We start from the raw sequence: 15,754 nt of genomic DNA, 5'->3' as shown, positions 1-15,754 counted from the left end.
AGCGTGTCAGACGCGTTCGATCGCCAGGGCCAGACCCTGACCGACGCCAACACACATGGTCGCCAGACCTTTCTTGCCACCGGTTTTTTCCAGCTGATGCAACGCGGTCAGCACCAGACGCGCACCGCTCATGCCCAGCGGATGGCCGAGCGCAATGGCGCCGCCGTTCGGGTTAACTTGGGCTGCATCGTCGGCAATTCCCAATTCACGCAGCACCGCCAGGCCTTGGCTGGCAAAGGCCTCGTTGAGTTCGATCACGTCGAAATCGCTGACAGCCAGACCGAGGCGCTCGGTCAGTTTGCGCACCGCCGGCACCGGGCCAATACCCATTACCCGAGGGGCAACGCCGGCGCTGGACATGCCCAGCACTTTGGCGCGGGCGGTCAGGCCATGTTTCTTCACCGCCTCACCGGAGGCGAGAATCAACGCCGCCGCGCCGTCATTCACACCGGACGCATTGCCAGCCGTGACGGTTTTGTCAGGGCCGTTGACCGGCTTGAGTTTGGCCAGGGTTTCCAGGGTGGTATCAGCGCGAGGGTGTTCGTCCTGCGTCACCACGGTTTCACCCTTCTTGTGGGCAATGCGCACTTCGACGATTTCTTCGGCGAAAAATCCTGCGGCTTGCGCGGCAGTGGCGCGTTGTTGGCTGCGCAGTGCGAAAGCGTCCTGATCCTCACGGGACACTTCGTAATCGTCCGCCACGTTGTCAGCGGTCTGCGGCATCGCATCCACACCGTATTGCGCTTTCATCAACGGGTTGATGAAACGCCAGCCGATGGTGGTGTCTTCCAGCTTCATGTTGCGCGAGAACGCTGCGTCAGCCTTGCCCATTACGAACGGCGCGCGGGACATCGACTCGACACCGCCGGCAATCGCCAGCTCCATTTCGCCACTGGCGATGGCGCGGAACGCGGTGCCGATGGCATCCATGCCCGAGGCGCAGAGGCGATTGAGGGTCACGCCCGGAATGGTTTCCGGCAGGCCCGCCAGCAACAACGCCATGCGTGCGACGTTACGGTTGTCTTCGCCGGCCTGGTTGGCGCAGCCGAGGAACACCTCGTCCACTGCGTTCCAGTCCACCGACGGATTGCGCTCCATCAGGGCCTTGATCGGCACGGCGGCCAGGTCATCGGCACGAACGGTCGACAGCCCGCCGCCAAAACGGCCAATGGGGGTGCGAATGGCGTCGCAGATATAAACGTCACGCATCAGGCTTCTCCGGGGGCTTGGCCGTGGGCGGCAGCGGTACGAGCTTCCAGATCGCGCAGCGCGGTCAGCTCGACTTCAGTCGGCTCGGCGGTTTGCTCAACAGTGTCGGCAAAGCGAATCGCCCAACCGGTGGCGGCGACCACTTGCTCGCGGGTCACGCCCGGGTGCAGTGCGGTGACCACGAATTCATGGGTACCGACTTCCGGTTCCATGATGCACAGGTCGGTAATAATGCCGACCGGCCCGGCGCCCGGCAGACCGAGACGTTTGCGCGAATCACCGCCCTCGCCATGGCCGACTGAGGTGATGAAGTCGAGTTTATCGACGAAGGAACGCGCCGACTGCTTGAGGATGATCAGCACGCTCTTGGCCGAGCCGGCAATTTCCGGCGCGCCACCGGCACCCGGCAGACGGACTTTCGGCGAATGGTAATCGCCGACCACGGTGGTGTTGATGTTGCCGAAGCGGTCGACTTGCGCGGCGCCGAGGAAGCCGACGTCGATGCGCCCACCCTGCAGCCAGTAACGGAAAATCTCGCCGGTCGGCACCACGGTGTCGGCGGTTTCGGCCAGTTCGCCGTCACCAATCGACAGCGGCAGTACGCTCGGCTTGGCACCGATCGGACCCGATTCGTAGATCAGGACAACGTCCGGCGACGAGGTCAGACGTGCCAGGTTGGCTGCTTTCGATGGCAGGCCGATGCCGACGAAGCACACCGAACCGTTCTTCAAACGGCGTGCGGCGGCGACGGTCATCATTTCATTGGTGGTGTAAGTCATTACTTGGCCTCCGAAGCAGCGGCCAGCTTGGCCTGGAACTCGCTGAAGTCAGCGCTACCGTGGATGTATTCGTTGATCCATGCGGTGAAAGTTTCACGGTCGCGGGCAATCGGATCCCAGGCCTGGTAGAAGCGGTTGTCACGCTCGTTGTAACCGTGCGCGTAGGAAGGATGCGCGCCGCCCGGTACGTGGCAGACCGCGCTCAGCGCCCAGGTCGGCAGCACACAGGAGTTCATCGGGGCATTGAGGTCGTCGACAATTTCCTCGACGGTGACGATGCAGCGCTTGGCGGCCAGTGCGGCTTCTTTCTGCACACCGAGAATGCCCCAGAGCAGCACGTTGCCTTTACGGTCGGCTTTCTGTGCGTGAATCACGGTGATGTCCGGACGCACCGACGGTACGGCGGCCAGCACTTCACCGGTAAACGGGCAGGTGACGCTCTTGATCAGCGGATTGACCTTCGGCAAGTCGGAACCGGCGTAGGCCCGCAGCACCGCGAACGGTAAGCCAGAGGCGCCAGCGACGTAGGCATTGGCCAGGTCGGCGTGGCTGTGCTCTTCGATCTCCAGTGGATGCGGCCACTGTTTCTCGACAGCGTCGCGCAGACGGTGCAGCGACCCCACGCCCGGGTTGCCACCCCAGGAGAAAATCAACTTGCGAGCACAACCGGCGCCGATCAACTGGTCGTAGATCAGGTCAGGAGTCATGCGCACCAGCGTCAGGTCTTTCTTGCCCTGACGAATGATTTCATGACCCGCCGCCGTAGGAATCAGATGAGTAAAGCCTTCGAGCGCGACCGTATCGCCGTCGTTTACGAATTGCTTCACCGCGTCGTGCAGCGAAAGAATTTCAGCCATGGGGCAGGCTCCCGTTTTGTTATGAACCGACAGTGGAAGAAAAAGGCGCGATGCGCAGCGCCGGAATGCCTGAAGGTTAAGCCTGTGCAAAACGCCAAACAATCCGATAATCGACTGAGTGTTCGTTTATCGAACAGATTGTTGTCTGGCTACCTACCTGCCTGATCGTTCCCACGCTCCGCGTGGGAATGCAGCCCGTGACGCTCCGCGTCACTGGACGCGGAGCGTCCCTTGAGGCGTTCCAACGCGGAGCGTGGGAACGATTATGTGGAGCCTGGTGTCAGGTCGCATCCGCATGACTGACCATGCCTTTGATCACCACAGCCGTGGTCGCCAACGCCGCCGGAATCACCAGCGCGGTCAGCACTTGCTCGAAGTTCCAGCCAAGGCCCAGCAGCGTCGCGCCCATCCATGCGCCGAGAATCGCGCCGAAACGGCCAATCCCCAGCATCCACGAGACGCCGGTCGCCCGCCCTTGCGTCGGATAGAACCGCGCCGCCAGCGACGGCATTGCCGATTGCGCACCGTTGACGCACATACCCGCCACCAGCACCAAGGTCGCCAACAAGGTGATGTTGCCCAGGCTCTGCCCCACTGCGTAGGCAAACACCCCGGCCATCAAGTAGAAAATGCCGATGACCTTGTGCGGATTGAACCGGTCCATCGCCCAGCCCACGCCCACTGCACTCAGCACGCCACCAAACTGGAACAATGCGCCAATGAACGCGGCCTGCTCCATGCTGGCGCCACTGTCGCGCATCAGCGTCGGCAGCCAACTGGTTAGCAGGTACACAATCACCAGCCCCATGAAGTAGGTCAGCCACAGCAATAACGTGCCGGCGCTGTAGGTGCCCGAGAAAATCACCGCCAGCACGTTGCGGGCCTTGACGGTTTTCTGTTCCGGCACGCTGAAGCTCGACGCTTGGGCGACGACGCTCGGGTCGATCGGCGCCAGGGCCTTGCGTACTTTGTCGGTGCCGCGATTGCGCACGACCAGGTAACGCGCCGATTCCGGCAGCCATAACAGCAGAACGACGGCGAGGATCAGCGGCAGAACCCCACCGATCAGCAGCAGGCTGTGCCAGCCGAACGCCGGAATTAGTTTGGCGGAAATAAACCCGCCGCCGGCCATGCCGAGGTTGAAGCCGCAGAACATGCTGGTCACCAGCAAGGACTTTTTGCGCTCCGGGGTGTATTCCGACAGCAATGTCGTGGCGTTGGGCATGCCCGCGCCAAGACCCAGGCCAGTGAGGAAGCGCAACACCAACAATTGATCGACGTTGGTGCTGTAGGCCGACGCCAGACTGAAGGCACCAAACAGAAACACCGCGCCGACCAGTACGACTTTTCGCCCGAAACGGTCAGCCAACGGGCCGGAACCCAATGCGCCGAAGACCATGCCGATCAGCGCCGCACTCATGACCGGGCCGAGACTGGCGCGGTCAATCCCCCAATCCTGCGACAACGCAGGCGCAATAAAGCCCATGGCCGCGGTGTCGAGGCCATCGAGGAAGACAATCAGGAAACACAGGATCACCACTCGCCACTGATAGCGCGAAATGGGTTGAGCATTGATGAAGGACTGCACGTCGAGGCAGTTACCTACAGCAGACTGGGGCTGGTTCATTATTTTTATTCCACGCAAGAACGCAGTCGGACAGGTGCCAGCCAAGGGCTGGCGCTGCCGCGACAGTAATGATCAAGGGGAAAGAGCGTCAATTCGATAAACGCGAGTCTGTGCGTTTATCGAACAGCTTAAACGGACGCTTAAGCGAAAAGCTGTGCGCTGAGGTCGCGGCTGGCGCTGAGCAGCCCTGGCAGAAACCGTTGTTCCAGCTCATTACGACTGACACGGCCAGCATGAGTGCTGACGTTCAAGGCGGCCACCACCTGGCCGGAGGCGTCATACACCGGTACGGCAATCGAACGCAGGCCCTGCTCCAGTTCCTGATCGACGATGCACCAACCCTGTTGCCGCACTTCTTGCAGGCATTCGAGCAACGCCTCGGGCGTGTGCAATGTGCGGCTGGTCTTGGCTTGCAGCTCGGCATGATCGAGGTACTCGCGCAGCGAAGTGTCATCCAGTGCGGCGAGCAGAATGCGGCCCATTGACGTGCAATAGGCCGGCAAGCGACCGCCCACTGAAAGGTCGACCGAGATCAGGCGCTGAGTGGTGGCCGAGCGTGCGATATAGAGAATATCGTCACCTTCCAGCGTGGCCATGTTGCACGCCTCATGCAGTTGCTCACTCATGCGGTCCAGATACGGCTGGGCAGAAACCGCCAGCGGCGTCGAAGACAAATAGGCATGGCCCAGCGTCAGCACTTTGGGAAGCAACGAATAGGTGCGACCGTCAGTGGTGGCGTAGCCGAGTTTGATCAACGTATGCAGGCAGCGTCGCACGGCGGCGCGGGGAATTTCGGTACGGTGGCTGATCTGGGCAATCGTCAGGTGTCGCTTGCGCTCTTGAAACGCCTGCACCACCGCCAACCCACGGGCCAGGGACGTCATGAAATCGGGATCACCGGTCAGGGCCTGGATTCGCTTGGCGGGCGAGGCGACGATGGGTGGCGCCACTGAAGCGAAGGAGTTGCGCATTTGATCGTTCATATCAGGTCCTTTCCTACACGGATCAGCGACTATTACAGGCGGTTCCAGGCCTGACACACAAGACAGGCAACGCCAAGATTGGGCGATTATCGAACCATCGACCGGTAATCGCAATCCATGCTACGCCGGGCTTGCCGCCACTCACACCATCCAGTGCCTGCTTTTGTTCTTGACTGCACGCCCTCTAAAAGGTCGAAGTAACAATCAAACTTATTCACTTTAGTGACGTCAGAATGACAACGTCGCACAGTCAGCTGCATCGACGTTATAGTTGCCGCCGAAACTTGTGAGTAACAAAACAATCACACATGACGAACTACTTTTAACGCCTCGGAGATAGTGTTCTTCGAATCGACCGCTATAATGCAATTAGTGGCGTAACGGTTTTTTATCCGCCGAGTCCGCCACCCGGCAACACGATCTCCCATCGTCGTTGCCCACAGCAAGCGCCTGACGCTCATTTCATATGCACCGCCAATGCGCTTGCTGAAACAGGAACCTGATGCTGCGTCAGCTGTTTTCTCTGGTGTCGTGGCCGCCTGCAACATGGAAGTATTGTTCGCATGCCGTCAAAAAGGTTGCCTTCTTTGGCAATAGCCTTTCTACGAGCGTGGTCAATCGACTCGATGCAGCGCGATTCACCGGAATTTATCTCAACTCAAACAGGTAGCACTGTGACGAAAGACGAACTGCGCGCGGAACTTGAGCGCCAGGAACAACGTTACAAGGAAGTTTACGGCGGAGAAGTCACCACCTACGCCGCCCAGCCCGAGCCGGAACGTAAACCCTGGCGTAAACGCGCCACCGTTCAGGATCAGGCGTTTACTCAGGAATTGCAGAAGATGGAAAAGGAACTCAAAGCCGAAGAGCCCTGACTGCCTCGGCCCGAATCCCTTCAAGGGTCTGCGTCTGCTCCCGTTAAAAGCGGGTTGCATCAATGAAGCCTTTCGCGCCTGCTACAAGCGGGCAGCGGCTCCCTCACCCATCGGATGAGGCAAAAGGCTCATTTCTGACCCTCTTCTCAGATATTTCACACAAGCGTTCAAGCCTCTCGACTTCACGGGAGAAACCCTTGTGGCTGCTGCATTCCCCAATGAATTCAATGGTTTGAAAAACCCGGTAAAACGCTGGGAGATAGGCGTTCGTCACAAACTATTTCGTTGAAGAATGTTACCGATGAGCACCTAGTGCATTGATTAGCAGTCTTTTCTGGCATAATCGCGCCCCCTTATGACCGGGTCAGAAAACCTTCATGATCGATTTATTCAGCGGACTGGATGCTTGGGTGCTTGTGAGCCTCTTGCTCGCCCTGGCCTTTGTCCTCGCCTTCGAGTTCATCAACGGCTTTCATGACACCGCAAACGCGGTGGCCACCGTTATCTACACCAAAGCCATGCCGCCTCACCTGGCGGTGTTCTTTTCCGGTGTGTTCAACTTCCTCGGCGTGCTGCTGGGCGGTGTTGGCGTGGCGTATGCCATCGTCCACCTGCTGCCGGTAGAACTGCTGATCAATGTAAACACCGGTCACGGACTGGCGATGGTGTTCTCGTTGCTCGCCGCCGCCATCACCTGGAACCTGGGCACCTGGTACTTCGGTATCCCCGCCTCCAGCTCCCACACCCTGATCGGTTCGATCCTCGGTGTCGGACTGGCCAACGCATTGATCAACGACATTCCGTTGGCCGATGGCGTGAACTGGCAGAAGGCGATCGATATCGGTGCTTCCCTGGTGTTCTCACCAATGGCTGGCTTCCTTGTCGCGGCCTTGGTGTTGATCGGCCTTAAATGGTGGCGTCCCCTGTCCAAGATGCACAAGACACCGGACCAGCGCCGCAAGCTCGATGACAAGAAGCACCCACCGTTCTGGAACCGCCTGGTATTGGTGATCTCGGCCATGGCCGTGAGCTTTGTGCACGGCTCGAACGACGGCCAGAAAGGTATCGGCCTGATCATGCTGGTGCTGATCGGTATCGTGCCGGCTCAATTCGTACTCGACCTGAGCAGCACGACTTACCAGATCGAACGGACTCGCGATGCGACCCTGCACCTGAGCCAGTTCTACAAGCGCAATGCCGACACCCTGGGTGAATACCTGGCGCTGGGCAAAAGCATAGAAGGTGATCTGCCGGAGAAATTCCGTTGCAACCCGCAACAGACCGAACCGACCATCACCGCCCTGCTCGGCACCCTGAATGGTGTATCGGACTACCACTCGTTGACGTCGGAAAGCCGCATCGAAGTACGTCGCTACCTGCTCTGCCTGGATGACACCGCAAGGAAAGTCGGCAAGCTGCCTAATCTCAATGCCCGCGAAAAGGCTGACCTGGACAAACTGCGCAAAGACCTGACCACGACCACCGAATACGCGCCATTCTGGGTGATTCTGGCGGTAGCACTGGCGTTGGGCCTGGGCACCATGGTTGGCTGGAAACGCGTAGTACTGACCATCGGCGAGAAAATCGGCAAGCAAGGCATGACTTACGCACAAGGCATGTCGGCGCAGATCACCACCGCGTGCATGATCGGCCTGGCCAACATCTTCAGCCTGCCGGTCTCCACCACCCATGTGCTGTCCTCGGGCGTGGCCGGTACCATGGTCGCGAACAAAAGCGGCCTGCAAGGCGGCACGGTAAAAACCATCCTGTTGGCCTGGGTCCTGACCCTGCCTGCGACCGTGGCCCTGTCGGCCGGCCTGTTCTGGCTGGCGTCGAAGGCACTCGGCAGCTGATACACAGCCGCACAAAAAAAGGCGCGTTCCGTGAGGTTCGCGCCTTTTTATTGCCTCCGGAACCCCCAAAAAACCCCATAACCTGTAGGAGCCGAGCTTGCTCCGGGCGGCGTTCCGACGATCGCGGCCTTACAGGCAACATGAATGTTGAATGGTATGGCCCCATCGCGAGCAAGCTCGGCTCCTACAATAGGTCGGCTTATTCCGATAGATTTGCAGGCAAAAAAAAAGGGCAACCGAAGTTGCCCAAAATGCCTTGCGTGCTCATTACATCCAGAAGGAACTACGGTTTGCGCTTATGCGAATCCTTCCAGATAAAAAATCCAAAACCTGCGAAAAACACAACCATGAGGCTGACAGTCAGCACCCCGGCGATCACCACGTTGTCGAAAAACATGACTGGCCTCTTGGACTTGCCCTGTTGCGATAGGGCTAAGTTAACCAAACAGGCGGAAGAAGAAATTGACTTGGATCAAGATCGCCCGAGACCGGACTTAAAGGAGGGGTAACAGCTGACCTGCATCAATAAGTGCAGGGTACTTCAACGCTTTTTCGGCTTGTTCTTCGGTTTCTTCTTGGCTTTACCCAATGGCATCGCCTGCTCAAACGCCTGACGAACTTCGTTCAGACGTTTTTCATTAAGGTCGTGAACCCGTTTTGCGCGTTCAGCGTTGAGATCAATCAGTTTGTCGTCTTGGCTCATGGTGCTCAATGCATCGTTTGGCAGGTGTGTCGCAATAATGCGGTCTGGCGGTCGCGCTGACCAGCCACAACCTCAAATCTGGATATCGACCCACAAGCCCTGGCGCGGTTGATCTTCCATCAATGGCGCCACCGGTACCGTGTTGTCGGCATTCAACTCATCACCGGGTATCGCCAGGTGTTCTTCAGGGTCTTCATCGGCTTCGCGACGACGGCGCTCGCGCTCCAGCTGGCGGCGCTGCTCCTCTCGCAGCTGAAACGCCGCTTCTTCAGGGTCGCGCTGCTGCAGGTCGATCGTGCTCTCGTTCGAGCTCTCCTGTACCGCCACCACCGGCGGAATATCCGGGCGCTGGCGAATCGGGTCCTGCTGTGAGGTGATCGGCACGGCACTCAAGGGGAGCATCGGTAGCAGCATGATTATTGGTCTCCTGTCAGCAAGCTGTCGGCTGCGGCGATGGCGACTTGAGCCATCGGTCGCAAACTGTGACCCGTTTGGCACGATTTGGTGCCCCGACCTGCGGGCGCGGCATCGTTGGGCTAACGTAAGACTGCGAGTTTTTATGAGAGTCCTTTGGCCCTGAAGGTCTCATTCCGTTAAGATAGCCCGCTTTTTCAAGGTGGGAGTCAGGCAGCATGGCGCAGCAGTATCAACCGGGGCAACGCTGGATCAGTGACAGCGAAGCCGAGCTGGGTTTAGGCACCGTTCTGGCACAGGACGGCCGCTTGTTGACCGTGCTCTATCCGGCCACTGGCGACACTCGCCAGTACGCGCTAAGGAATGCGCCTCTCACCCGTGTGCGGTTTTCGCCCGGTGATTCCATCACTCACTTCGAAGGCTGGAAACTGACCGTCCAGGAAGTCGACGATGTCGACGGCCTGCTGGTCTACCACGGCCTCAACGCGCAGAACGAAGTGGTGACCCTGCCGGAAACCCAACTGTCGAACTTCATTCAGTTCCGCCTGGCCAGCGACCGCCTGTTCGCCGGGCAGATCGACCCGCTCGCCTGGTTCTCCCTGCGCTACCACACGCTGGAACACACCAGCCGCCAGTTGCAGTCCTCGCTTTGGGGTCTGGGTGGCGTGCGTGCGCAACCTATTGCACACCAATTGCACATCGCACGCGAAGTTGCCGACCGCATTGCGCCGCGGGTTCTGCTGGCGGACGAAGTAGGCCTGGGTAAAACCATTGAAGCCGGTCTGGTGATCCATCGCCAACTGCTCTCGGGTCGCGCCAACCGCGTGCTGATTCTGGTTCCCGAGAACCTGCAGCACCAGTGGCTGGTCGAGATGCGCCGCCGCTTCAACCTGCAAGTCGCGCTGTTCGACGAAGAACGCTTCATCGAAAGCGATGCCACCAACCCGTTCGAAGACACTCAGCTCGCACTGGTTGCGCTTGAGTGGCTGGTGGAAGACGAGAAGGCCCAGGACGCGCTGTTTGCCGCCGGCTGGGACCTGATGGTCGTCGACGAAGCCCACCACTTGGTATGGCACGAAGACAAGGCCAGCCCGGAATATACCCTTGTCGAGCAACTCGCCGAGACCATTCCCGGCGTCCTGCTGCTGACCGCGACCCCGGAACAACTGGGCCAGGACAGCCACTTTGCCCGTCTGCGCCTGCTCGACCCGAACCGCTTCCATGACCTGGCCGCCTTCCGCGCCGAGAGCGAAAATTATCGCCCGGTGGCCGAAGCCGTTCAGGAACTGCTGGACAAGGGGCGCCTGTCGCCTGAAGCACACAAAACCATTCACGGTTTTCTTGGCAACGAAGGCGAAGCCCTGTTGACGGCCGTGAATGACGGCGACACCGAAGCCAGCGCCCGCCTCGTGCGCGAACTGCTGGACCGCCACGGCACCGGCCGCGTGCTGTTCCGTAACACCCGCGCCGCCGTGCAGGGTTTCCCGGAGCGCAAACTGCACCCGTACCCGCTGCCATGCCCTGACGAATACCTCGAATTGCCATTGGGCGATCACGCCGAGCTGTACCCGGAAGTCAGCTTCCAGGCCCAGCCGGACGCCAGCGAAGAAGAGCGCTGGTGGAAATTCGACCCGCGCGTCGAGTGGCTGATCGACCAGCTGAAAATGCTCAAGCGCACCAAAGTGCTGGTGATTTGCGCCCACGCCGAAACCGCCATGGACCTGGAAGACGCCCTGCGCGTGCGCTCCGGCATTCCGGCCACGGTGTTCCACGAAGGCATGAACATCCTCGAACGTGACCGCGCCGCCGCTTACTTCGCCGACGAAGAATTCGGTGCACAGGTGCTGATCTGCTCGGAAATCGGCAGTGAAGGTCGCAACTTCCAGTTCTCGCACCACTTGGTGCTGTTCGATCTGCCATCGCACCCGGACCTGCTGGAGCAGCGTATCGGTCGTCTGGACCGGATCGGTCAGAAACACGTGATCGAATTGCACGTGCCGTATCTGGAAACCAGTCCGCAAGAGCGCCTGTTCCAGTGGTACCACGAAGCGCTGAACGCGTTCCTCAACACCTGCCCGACCGGTAACGCCTTGCAGCATCAGTTCGGTCCACGCCTGCTGCCGTTGCTGGAAGAGGCCGACGACGGTGAGTGGCAAGCGCTGATCGACGAGGCCCGCACCGAGCGTGAGCGTCTGGAAGCCGATTTGCACACGGGTCGCGATCGCCTGCTGGAACTCAACTCTGGCGGTGCCGGCGAAGGCGACGCGCTGGTTGAAGACATTCTTGAGCAAGACGATCAGTTCGCCCTGCCGATCTACATGGAAACCCTGTTCGACGCGTTTGGCATCGACAGCGAAGACCATTCGGAAAACGCACTGATCCTCAAGCCGAGCGAAAAAATGCTCGACGCCAGCTTCCCGCTGGGCGACGACGAAGGCGTGACCATCACCTACGACCGCAACCAGGCGCTGTCTCGCGAAGACATGCAGTTCATCACCTGGGAACACCCGATGGTTCAGGGCGGCATGGACCTGGTCCTGTCCGGCTCGATGGGCAACACCGCCGTGGCGCTGATCAAGAACAAGGCACTGAAACCTGGCACCGTATTGCTGGAACTGCTCTACGTGAGCGAAGTGGTTGCACCGCGCTCGTTGCAACTGGGCCGTTACCTGCCGCCGGCCGCCCTGCGCTGCCTGCTCGATACCAATGGCAATGACCTCTCGGCCCGGGTGTCGTTCGAGACCTTGAACGATCAACTCGAAAGTGTGCCGCGTGCCAGCGCCAACAAGTTCATTCAGGCTCAGCGTGACCAGCTGACGCCACGGATCAACGCGGGCGAAGACAAGATCTTCCCGCGTCATGCCGAGCGTGTTGCCGAGGCGCAGCGTCGCCTGGCCGCCGACACCGACGAAGAACTGGCTCGCCTGACAGCGTTGCAAGCCGTGAACCCGACGGTGCGCGACAGCGAACTGGTTGCCCTGCGCAAGCAACGCGAACAAGGCTTGGCCATGCTTGAAAAAGCGGCGTTGCGCCTGGAAGCGATTCGGGTGTTGGTGGCGGGTTAAGCCCCCTGCTCTACCCGGCTAAATAAAAAAGGCCCGCAGTGATGCGGGCCTTTTTTTGTCTGCTTGATTGTTAAGTTGTTGCTGATTGCCTCATCGTCGGAACGCCGCCCGGAGCAAGCTCGGCTCCCACAGGAGGTCTGAGTTGCCCACAATTTTGTGGTTCCACTCGATCAGTGTGGGAGCCGAGCTTGCTCGCGATGGCGATTAGGCAGTCGCCACAGAAATACCCGGCTCAACCACCGCCACCAACCCCGCCTTCATCCGCTTGGCATCGCGCACAAAACACCGCGACGCCAGAAACAGAAAGACCATGGTGAAGAACAACGCCACCGGGATCAGGTACATCGCATCGTGCAAGCCGACCGCTTTGAACGCCTCGGTCATCTGTTCGGCTCCTGCCGCCAGCATCGCCGTGTGCGCAAAGTGATCGGACAAACCGCCCACCACCACCGGCCCCAATCCACCGCCCAACAGGTACAGCCCGGCAAAGAACAGCGCCATCGCCGTGGCCCGCAAACGCGGCTCGACCACATCCTGAATCGCGGTGTAGACGCAGGTATAGAAGTTATAGGCAAACAACCAGCCCACGCTGAAGACCGCCACAAACACGCCGATCTCGATGCGCCCGGAGTGCAGCGCCCAAGCCGTGCACACGGTGGAGATAATCAAGCTGAACGCTGCAAACAACAGCCGCCCGCTGGCTACCCGCTGGTGAATATTGTCAGCCACCCAACCGCCAATCGTCAGGCCGAACAAACCGGTCACACCGACGATCACTCCCGTCGCCACCGCCGCTTCCTGCAATGGCATCAGGAAGTAGCGTTGCAACATCGGCACCAGGAATGAGTTGCAGGCGTAAGTCGCGAAGTTGAAGCACAACCCCGCCATCACCAGCCACAGGAACGTCGGCACCGCCAGTACCCGGCGGATCGGCCGGTCTACGCGCTCCTGCGAAACCTGTACGGTTTCTGCTGCACCGCGTTTCGGCTCTTTAATGAAGAACATGAAAATCGCCAGGATCAGCCCCGGCACTGCCGCGATAAAGAACGGCGCGCGCCAGCTGTCGAACGCCTTGACCATGGCGCCAATGGTGAAGAATGCCAGCAGCAGCCCCAACGGCAGACCCAGCATGAAAATGCCCATCGCCCGCGCCCGGCGGTGGGCCGGAAACAGGTCGCCGATCAGCGAATTGGCGGCCGGTGCATAACTGGCCTCACCGATGCCGACGCCCATGCGCACAATCAGGAAACTCCAGAAGCTGCCCACCAACCCATTGACCGCCGTCAACCCGCTCCACACCGCCAGCCCCCACCCCATCAATTTTCTGCGCGAACCGGTATCGGCCATCCGCCCCAGCGGCAGACCGGCAATCGCGTAGACCAGGGTGAACGCGGTACCGACGATCCCCAACTGAAAGTCGCTGAGGTGCCATTCCATGCGGATCGGCTCGATGATGATCGCGGGAATGGTGCGGTCGAAGAAGTTGAACAGGTTTGCCAGAAACAACAGGAACAGAATGCGCCAGGCATTCGCCGCTTGGGTCGAGTTCTGCATGGGTCCGTCTCTTTTATTGTTATTGGGGCCTCACTGCCCCCGGAATCTTCAATCTAGAGAGGCCCGGCAAAGCTGTCTGTCATTATTTGTAAGGCTGATATCAGCCCATGGCATTCACGCAACTCATGCCGACCGCCAGGCCCGGAATTCACGGGCATCCAACGGCACTTTCACGGTACCGACAGCCGGTAAAAAATACCTTTCGCCCCCCCTTCCAAAGCCCGTTGCGAAGCCTAGAATAGCGACCTTCGCCGCCCCCCTGCGTGCCCACTCCTCTTAGATAATCGCCCATGTCCGAAGTCAGTCCGTGTCTGAATTGCGGTGCCTGCTGTTCCCATTTCCGTGTGTCTTTCTTCTGGGGTGAATGCACCTCGGCCGGGGGAACGGTGCCTGACGATCTGGTCGCTTCAATCAGCCCCAGCCGGGTAGCGATGCTCGGAACAGACTGCAAACCCACCCGCTGCGTCAGCCTGGTGGGCAACGTCGGCAGCGAAACGAAATGCTCGATTTATGATCAACGCTCCAGCACCTGTCGGGAGTTCGAGGCATCGTGGGTCAACGGTGAAGCCAATGTCGATTGCGACGCCGCCCGGGCTGCATTTGGCCTGCCGGCCCTGCAACCCGAGTTCGAAATCCCCTACGAACAAAGTGCCTGAGACTTAGTACACAACGCGATTAGCGCCGCGGGGTGATTTGCGTCCAGCGCGGAACGAAATCAACCAGCGCAAGCAAACGTGCAATGTCATGCCTTTGAATTTGGCTCGCGGTACATCTGCACCAGCGTCGACGGATCTTTTTCCAGGAAACCCTGGCTCCCATGCAGTCGCATCAATTGCGCAGCCAATCCGCTGAGTGGCGTCGCCGAGCCCTGTTCGCGGGAAAACTTCACCGCAGTGTCGAGATCCTTGAGCAGCGTGCGCACATGCCACTTCACCGGTTCGAATCGGCTTTCGGCCATTTGCGGGGCGAGAATTTGCAAGGGTTTTGAATCGGCAAAGCCACCGGCCAACGCTTCGGCGATCAACCGCGCGTCTACCCCGGAACACTCGGCCAGCGCCACCACTTCAGCAATGACCAGCGCATTGCACGCCACGATCATTTGATTGCACGCCTTGGTCACCTGCCCGGCCCCGACGCCGCCCATGTGAGTAACACGCTGGCCCAGGTTCATTAACACCGTATGCACTCGCTGCAAGTCCTCGGTCTCGCCGCCGACCATGATCGCCAGGCTGCCGGCCTCGGCACCGATCACGCCGCCAGACACCGGCGTATCCAGCCAACTCATTCCGGTTGTGTCACTCAGCTGTTTGGCCATGTCTCGTGTCGCGCCGGGCTCGAGGCTGGAAAAGTCCACCAGCAACTGGCCGCTTTTCGCTCCCGCCGCCACCCCGGCCGGGCCAAAAACCACTTCACGTACAACGGCGGTGTCCGCCAGGCACAGCATGACGATGTCGGCGTGCTGACCCAGCTCAGCCGGAGTTGCCACTTGTCGGACACCGGCCTCAACCAGCGGCGCGCACTTGGCCGGATTGCGGTTCCACACGGTCAGCGGATAGCCCGCAGCCAGCAGGCGCCGGCACATTGGCAGGCCCATCAAGCCGATCCCGGCGAACCCCAACGAAGGTAGCGTTGACATCATTTAGCCTCCTTTTGGATTAAAGATCGCCGAATAGTGGCCGATTCATCATGACTAAGGAAAGGATTCCCCCCAGTGTTGCTCAGGCCCGTTCCTGAGTCTTGGGCCAAATACGCGCAAAAAAAGACGCGAGATCCCATTCCGTGAATGGTTCGACGACAGCTGTCGCTCAGCCAACAAGTCCAGGTAGATGGCGCAC

At 59.8% G+C, this 15,754-nt stretch carries 14 protein-coding genes; 4 read left to right on the top strand and 10 right to left on the bottom strand.

All coding sequences use genetic code 11. From position 1 onward, the window contains the following. Window positions 1–6: 6 nt before the first annotated feature. The 5 genes from pcaF to pcaR form a co-directional block, all read right to left on the bottom strand. The gene (gene pcaF / locus C7534_RS30335; protein WP_175649016.1) at window positions 7–1,212 is read right to left on the bottom strand and encodes a 3-oxoadipyl-CoA thiolase; all 1,206 of its coding nucleotides are present in this window, start codon (window positions 1,210–1,212) and stop codon (window positions 7–9) included. Continuing rightward, complete coding sequence (locus C7534_RS30330; RefSeq protein WP_046029383.1) at window positions 1,209–1,988, bottom strand: CoA-transferase subunit beta; 780 nt, start codon at window positions 1,986–1,988, stop codon at window positions 1,209–1,211. The genes pcaF and C7534_RS30330 overlap by 4 nt, the downstream gene beginning before the upstream one ends. Beyond that, window positions 1,988–2,845: a CoA transferase subunit A gene (locus C7534_RS30325; protein ID WP_020798340.1), complete on the bottom strand. Its 858-nt coding sequence runs from the start codon at window positions 2,843–2,845 to the stop codon at window positions 1,988–1,990. Before C7534_RS30325 ends, C7534_RS30330 begins: the two co-directional genes overlap by 1 nt. Before the next feature lie 280 nt (window positions 2,846–3,125). Then, entirely contained in the window at window positions 3,126–4,472 is a 1,347-nt protein-coding gene (locus tag C7534_RS30320; protein ID WP_109788041.1) for an MFS transporter, read from the bottom strand. A 140-nt stretch (window positions 4,473–4,612) separates the two neighbouring features. Continuing rightward, on the bottom strand, window positions 4,613–5,455 hold the full coding sequence (gene pcaR / locus C7534_RS30315; protein ID WP_008074568.1) for a pca regulon transcriptional regulator PcaR: 843 nt from the start codon (window positions 5,453–5,455) through the stop codon (window positions 4,613–4,615). A gap of 674 nt (window positions 5,456–6,129) precedes the next feature. Between pcaR and C7534_RS30310 the strand changes: the two genes are divergently transcribed. Together C7534_RS30310 and C7534_RS30305 are read left to right on the top strand one after the other, a co-directional pair. After that, window positions 6,130–6,330: a hypothetical protein gene (locus tag C7534_RS30310; RefSeq protein ID WP_007935837.1), complete on the top strand. Its 201-nt coding sequence runs from the start codon at window positions 6,130–6,132 to the stop codon at window positions 6,328–6,330. 377 nt (window positions 6,331–6,707) lie between these two features. After that, window positions 6,708–8,183 (top strand): inorganic phosphate transporter, encoded by a 1,476-nt coding sequence (locus tag C7534_RS30305; RefSeq protein WP_046029381.1) that lies wholly within the window; start codon window positions 6,708–6,710, stop codon window positions 8,181–8,183. A gap of 283 nt (window positions 8,184–8,466) precedes the next feature. On the opposite strand, the gene ccoM is transcribed toward C7534_RS30305, so the two are convergent. The 3 genes from ccoM to C7534_RS30300 form a co-directional block, all read right to left on the bottom strand. Continuing rightward, window positions 8,467–8,580, bottom strand: a complete 114-nt coding sequence (gene ccoM, locus C7534_RS33170) for a cytochrome c oxidase subunit CcoM (protein ID WP_028622453.1) — start codon at window positions 8,578–8,580, stop codon at window positions 8,467–8,469. A gap of 144 nt (window positions 8,581–8,724) precedes the next feature. Beyond that, window positions 8,725–8,886, bottom strand: a complete 162-nt coding sequence (locus C7534_RS32665; RefSeq protein ID WP_008074569.1) for a hypothetical protein — start codon at window positions 8,884–8,886, stop codon at window positions 8,725–8,727. Window positions 8,887–8,958: 72 nt separating this feature from the next. Continuing rightward, entirely contained in the window at window positions 8,959–9,300 is a 342-nt protein-coding gene (locus C7534_RS30300; RefSeq protein ID WP_046029374.1) for a hypothetical protein, read from the bottom strand. 218 nt (window positions 9,301–9,518) lie between these two features. On the opposite strand from C7534_RS30300, the gene rapA reads away from it, so the two are divergent. Continuing rightward, the gene (rapA, locus tag C7534_RS30295; RefSeq protein WP_109788040.1) at window positions 9,519–12,365 is read left to right on the top strand and encodes an RNA polymerase-associated protein RapA; all 2,847 of its coding nucleotides are present in this window, start codon (window positions 9,519–9,521) and stop codon (window positions 12,363–12,365) included. A gap of 204 nt (window positions 12,366–12,569) precedes the next feature. Here rapA and C7534_RS30290 read toward each other — a convergent pair whose 3' ends face one another. After that, window positions 12,570–13,919 carry a spinster family MFS transporter gene (locus tag C7534_RS30290; RefSeq protein WP_109788039.1) on the bottom strand — a complete coding sequence of 450 codons (1,350 nt, stop codon included), beginning with the start codon at window positions 13,917–13,919 and terminating at the stop codon, window positions 12,570–12,572. A gap of 290 nt (window positions 13,920–14,209) precedes the next feature. Here C7534_RS30290 and C7534_RS30285 point away from each other — a divergent pair, with 290 nt between their 5' ends. Next, a complete protein-coding gene (locus C7534_RS30285; protein ID WP_046029369.1) occupies window positions 14,210–14,575 on the top strand; it encodes a YkgJ family cysteine cluster protein in 366 nt (121 codons plus the stop codon). An 86-nt stretch (window positions 14,576–14,661) separates the two neighbouring features. Here C7534_RS30285 and C7534_RS30280 read toward each other — a convergent pair whose 3' ends face one another. Beyond that, window positions 14,662–15,558, bottom strand: coding sequence for an NAD(P)-dependent oxidoreductase (locus C7534_RS30280; protein ID WP_046029367.1), 897 nt, complete (start codon window positions 15,556–15,558; stop codon window positions 14,662–14,664). Between the last annotated feature and the right edge of the window lie 196 nt (window positions 15,559–15,754).

The organism is Pseudomonas sp. OV226, from assembly GCF_003148705.1.
GTDB lineage: Bacteria > Pseudomonadota > Gammaproteobacteria > Pseudomonadales > Pseudomonadaceae > Aquipseudomonas.
This window is presented reverse-complemented; position numbering and strand designations above follow the sequence as displayed.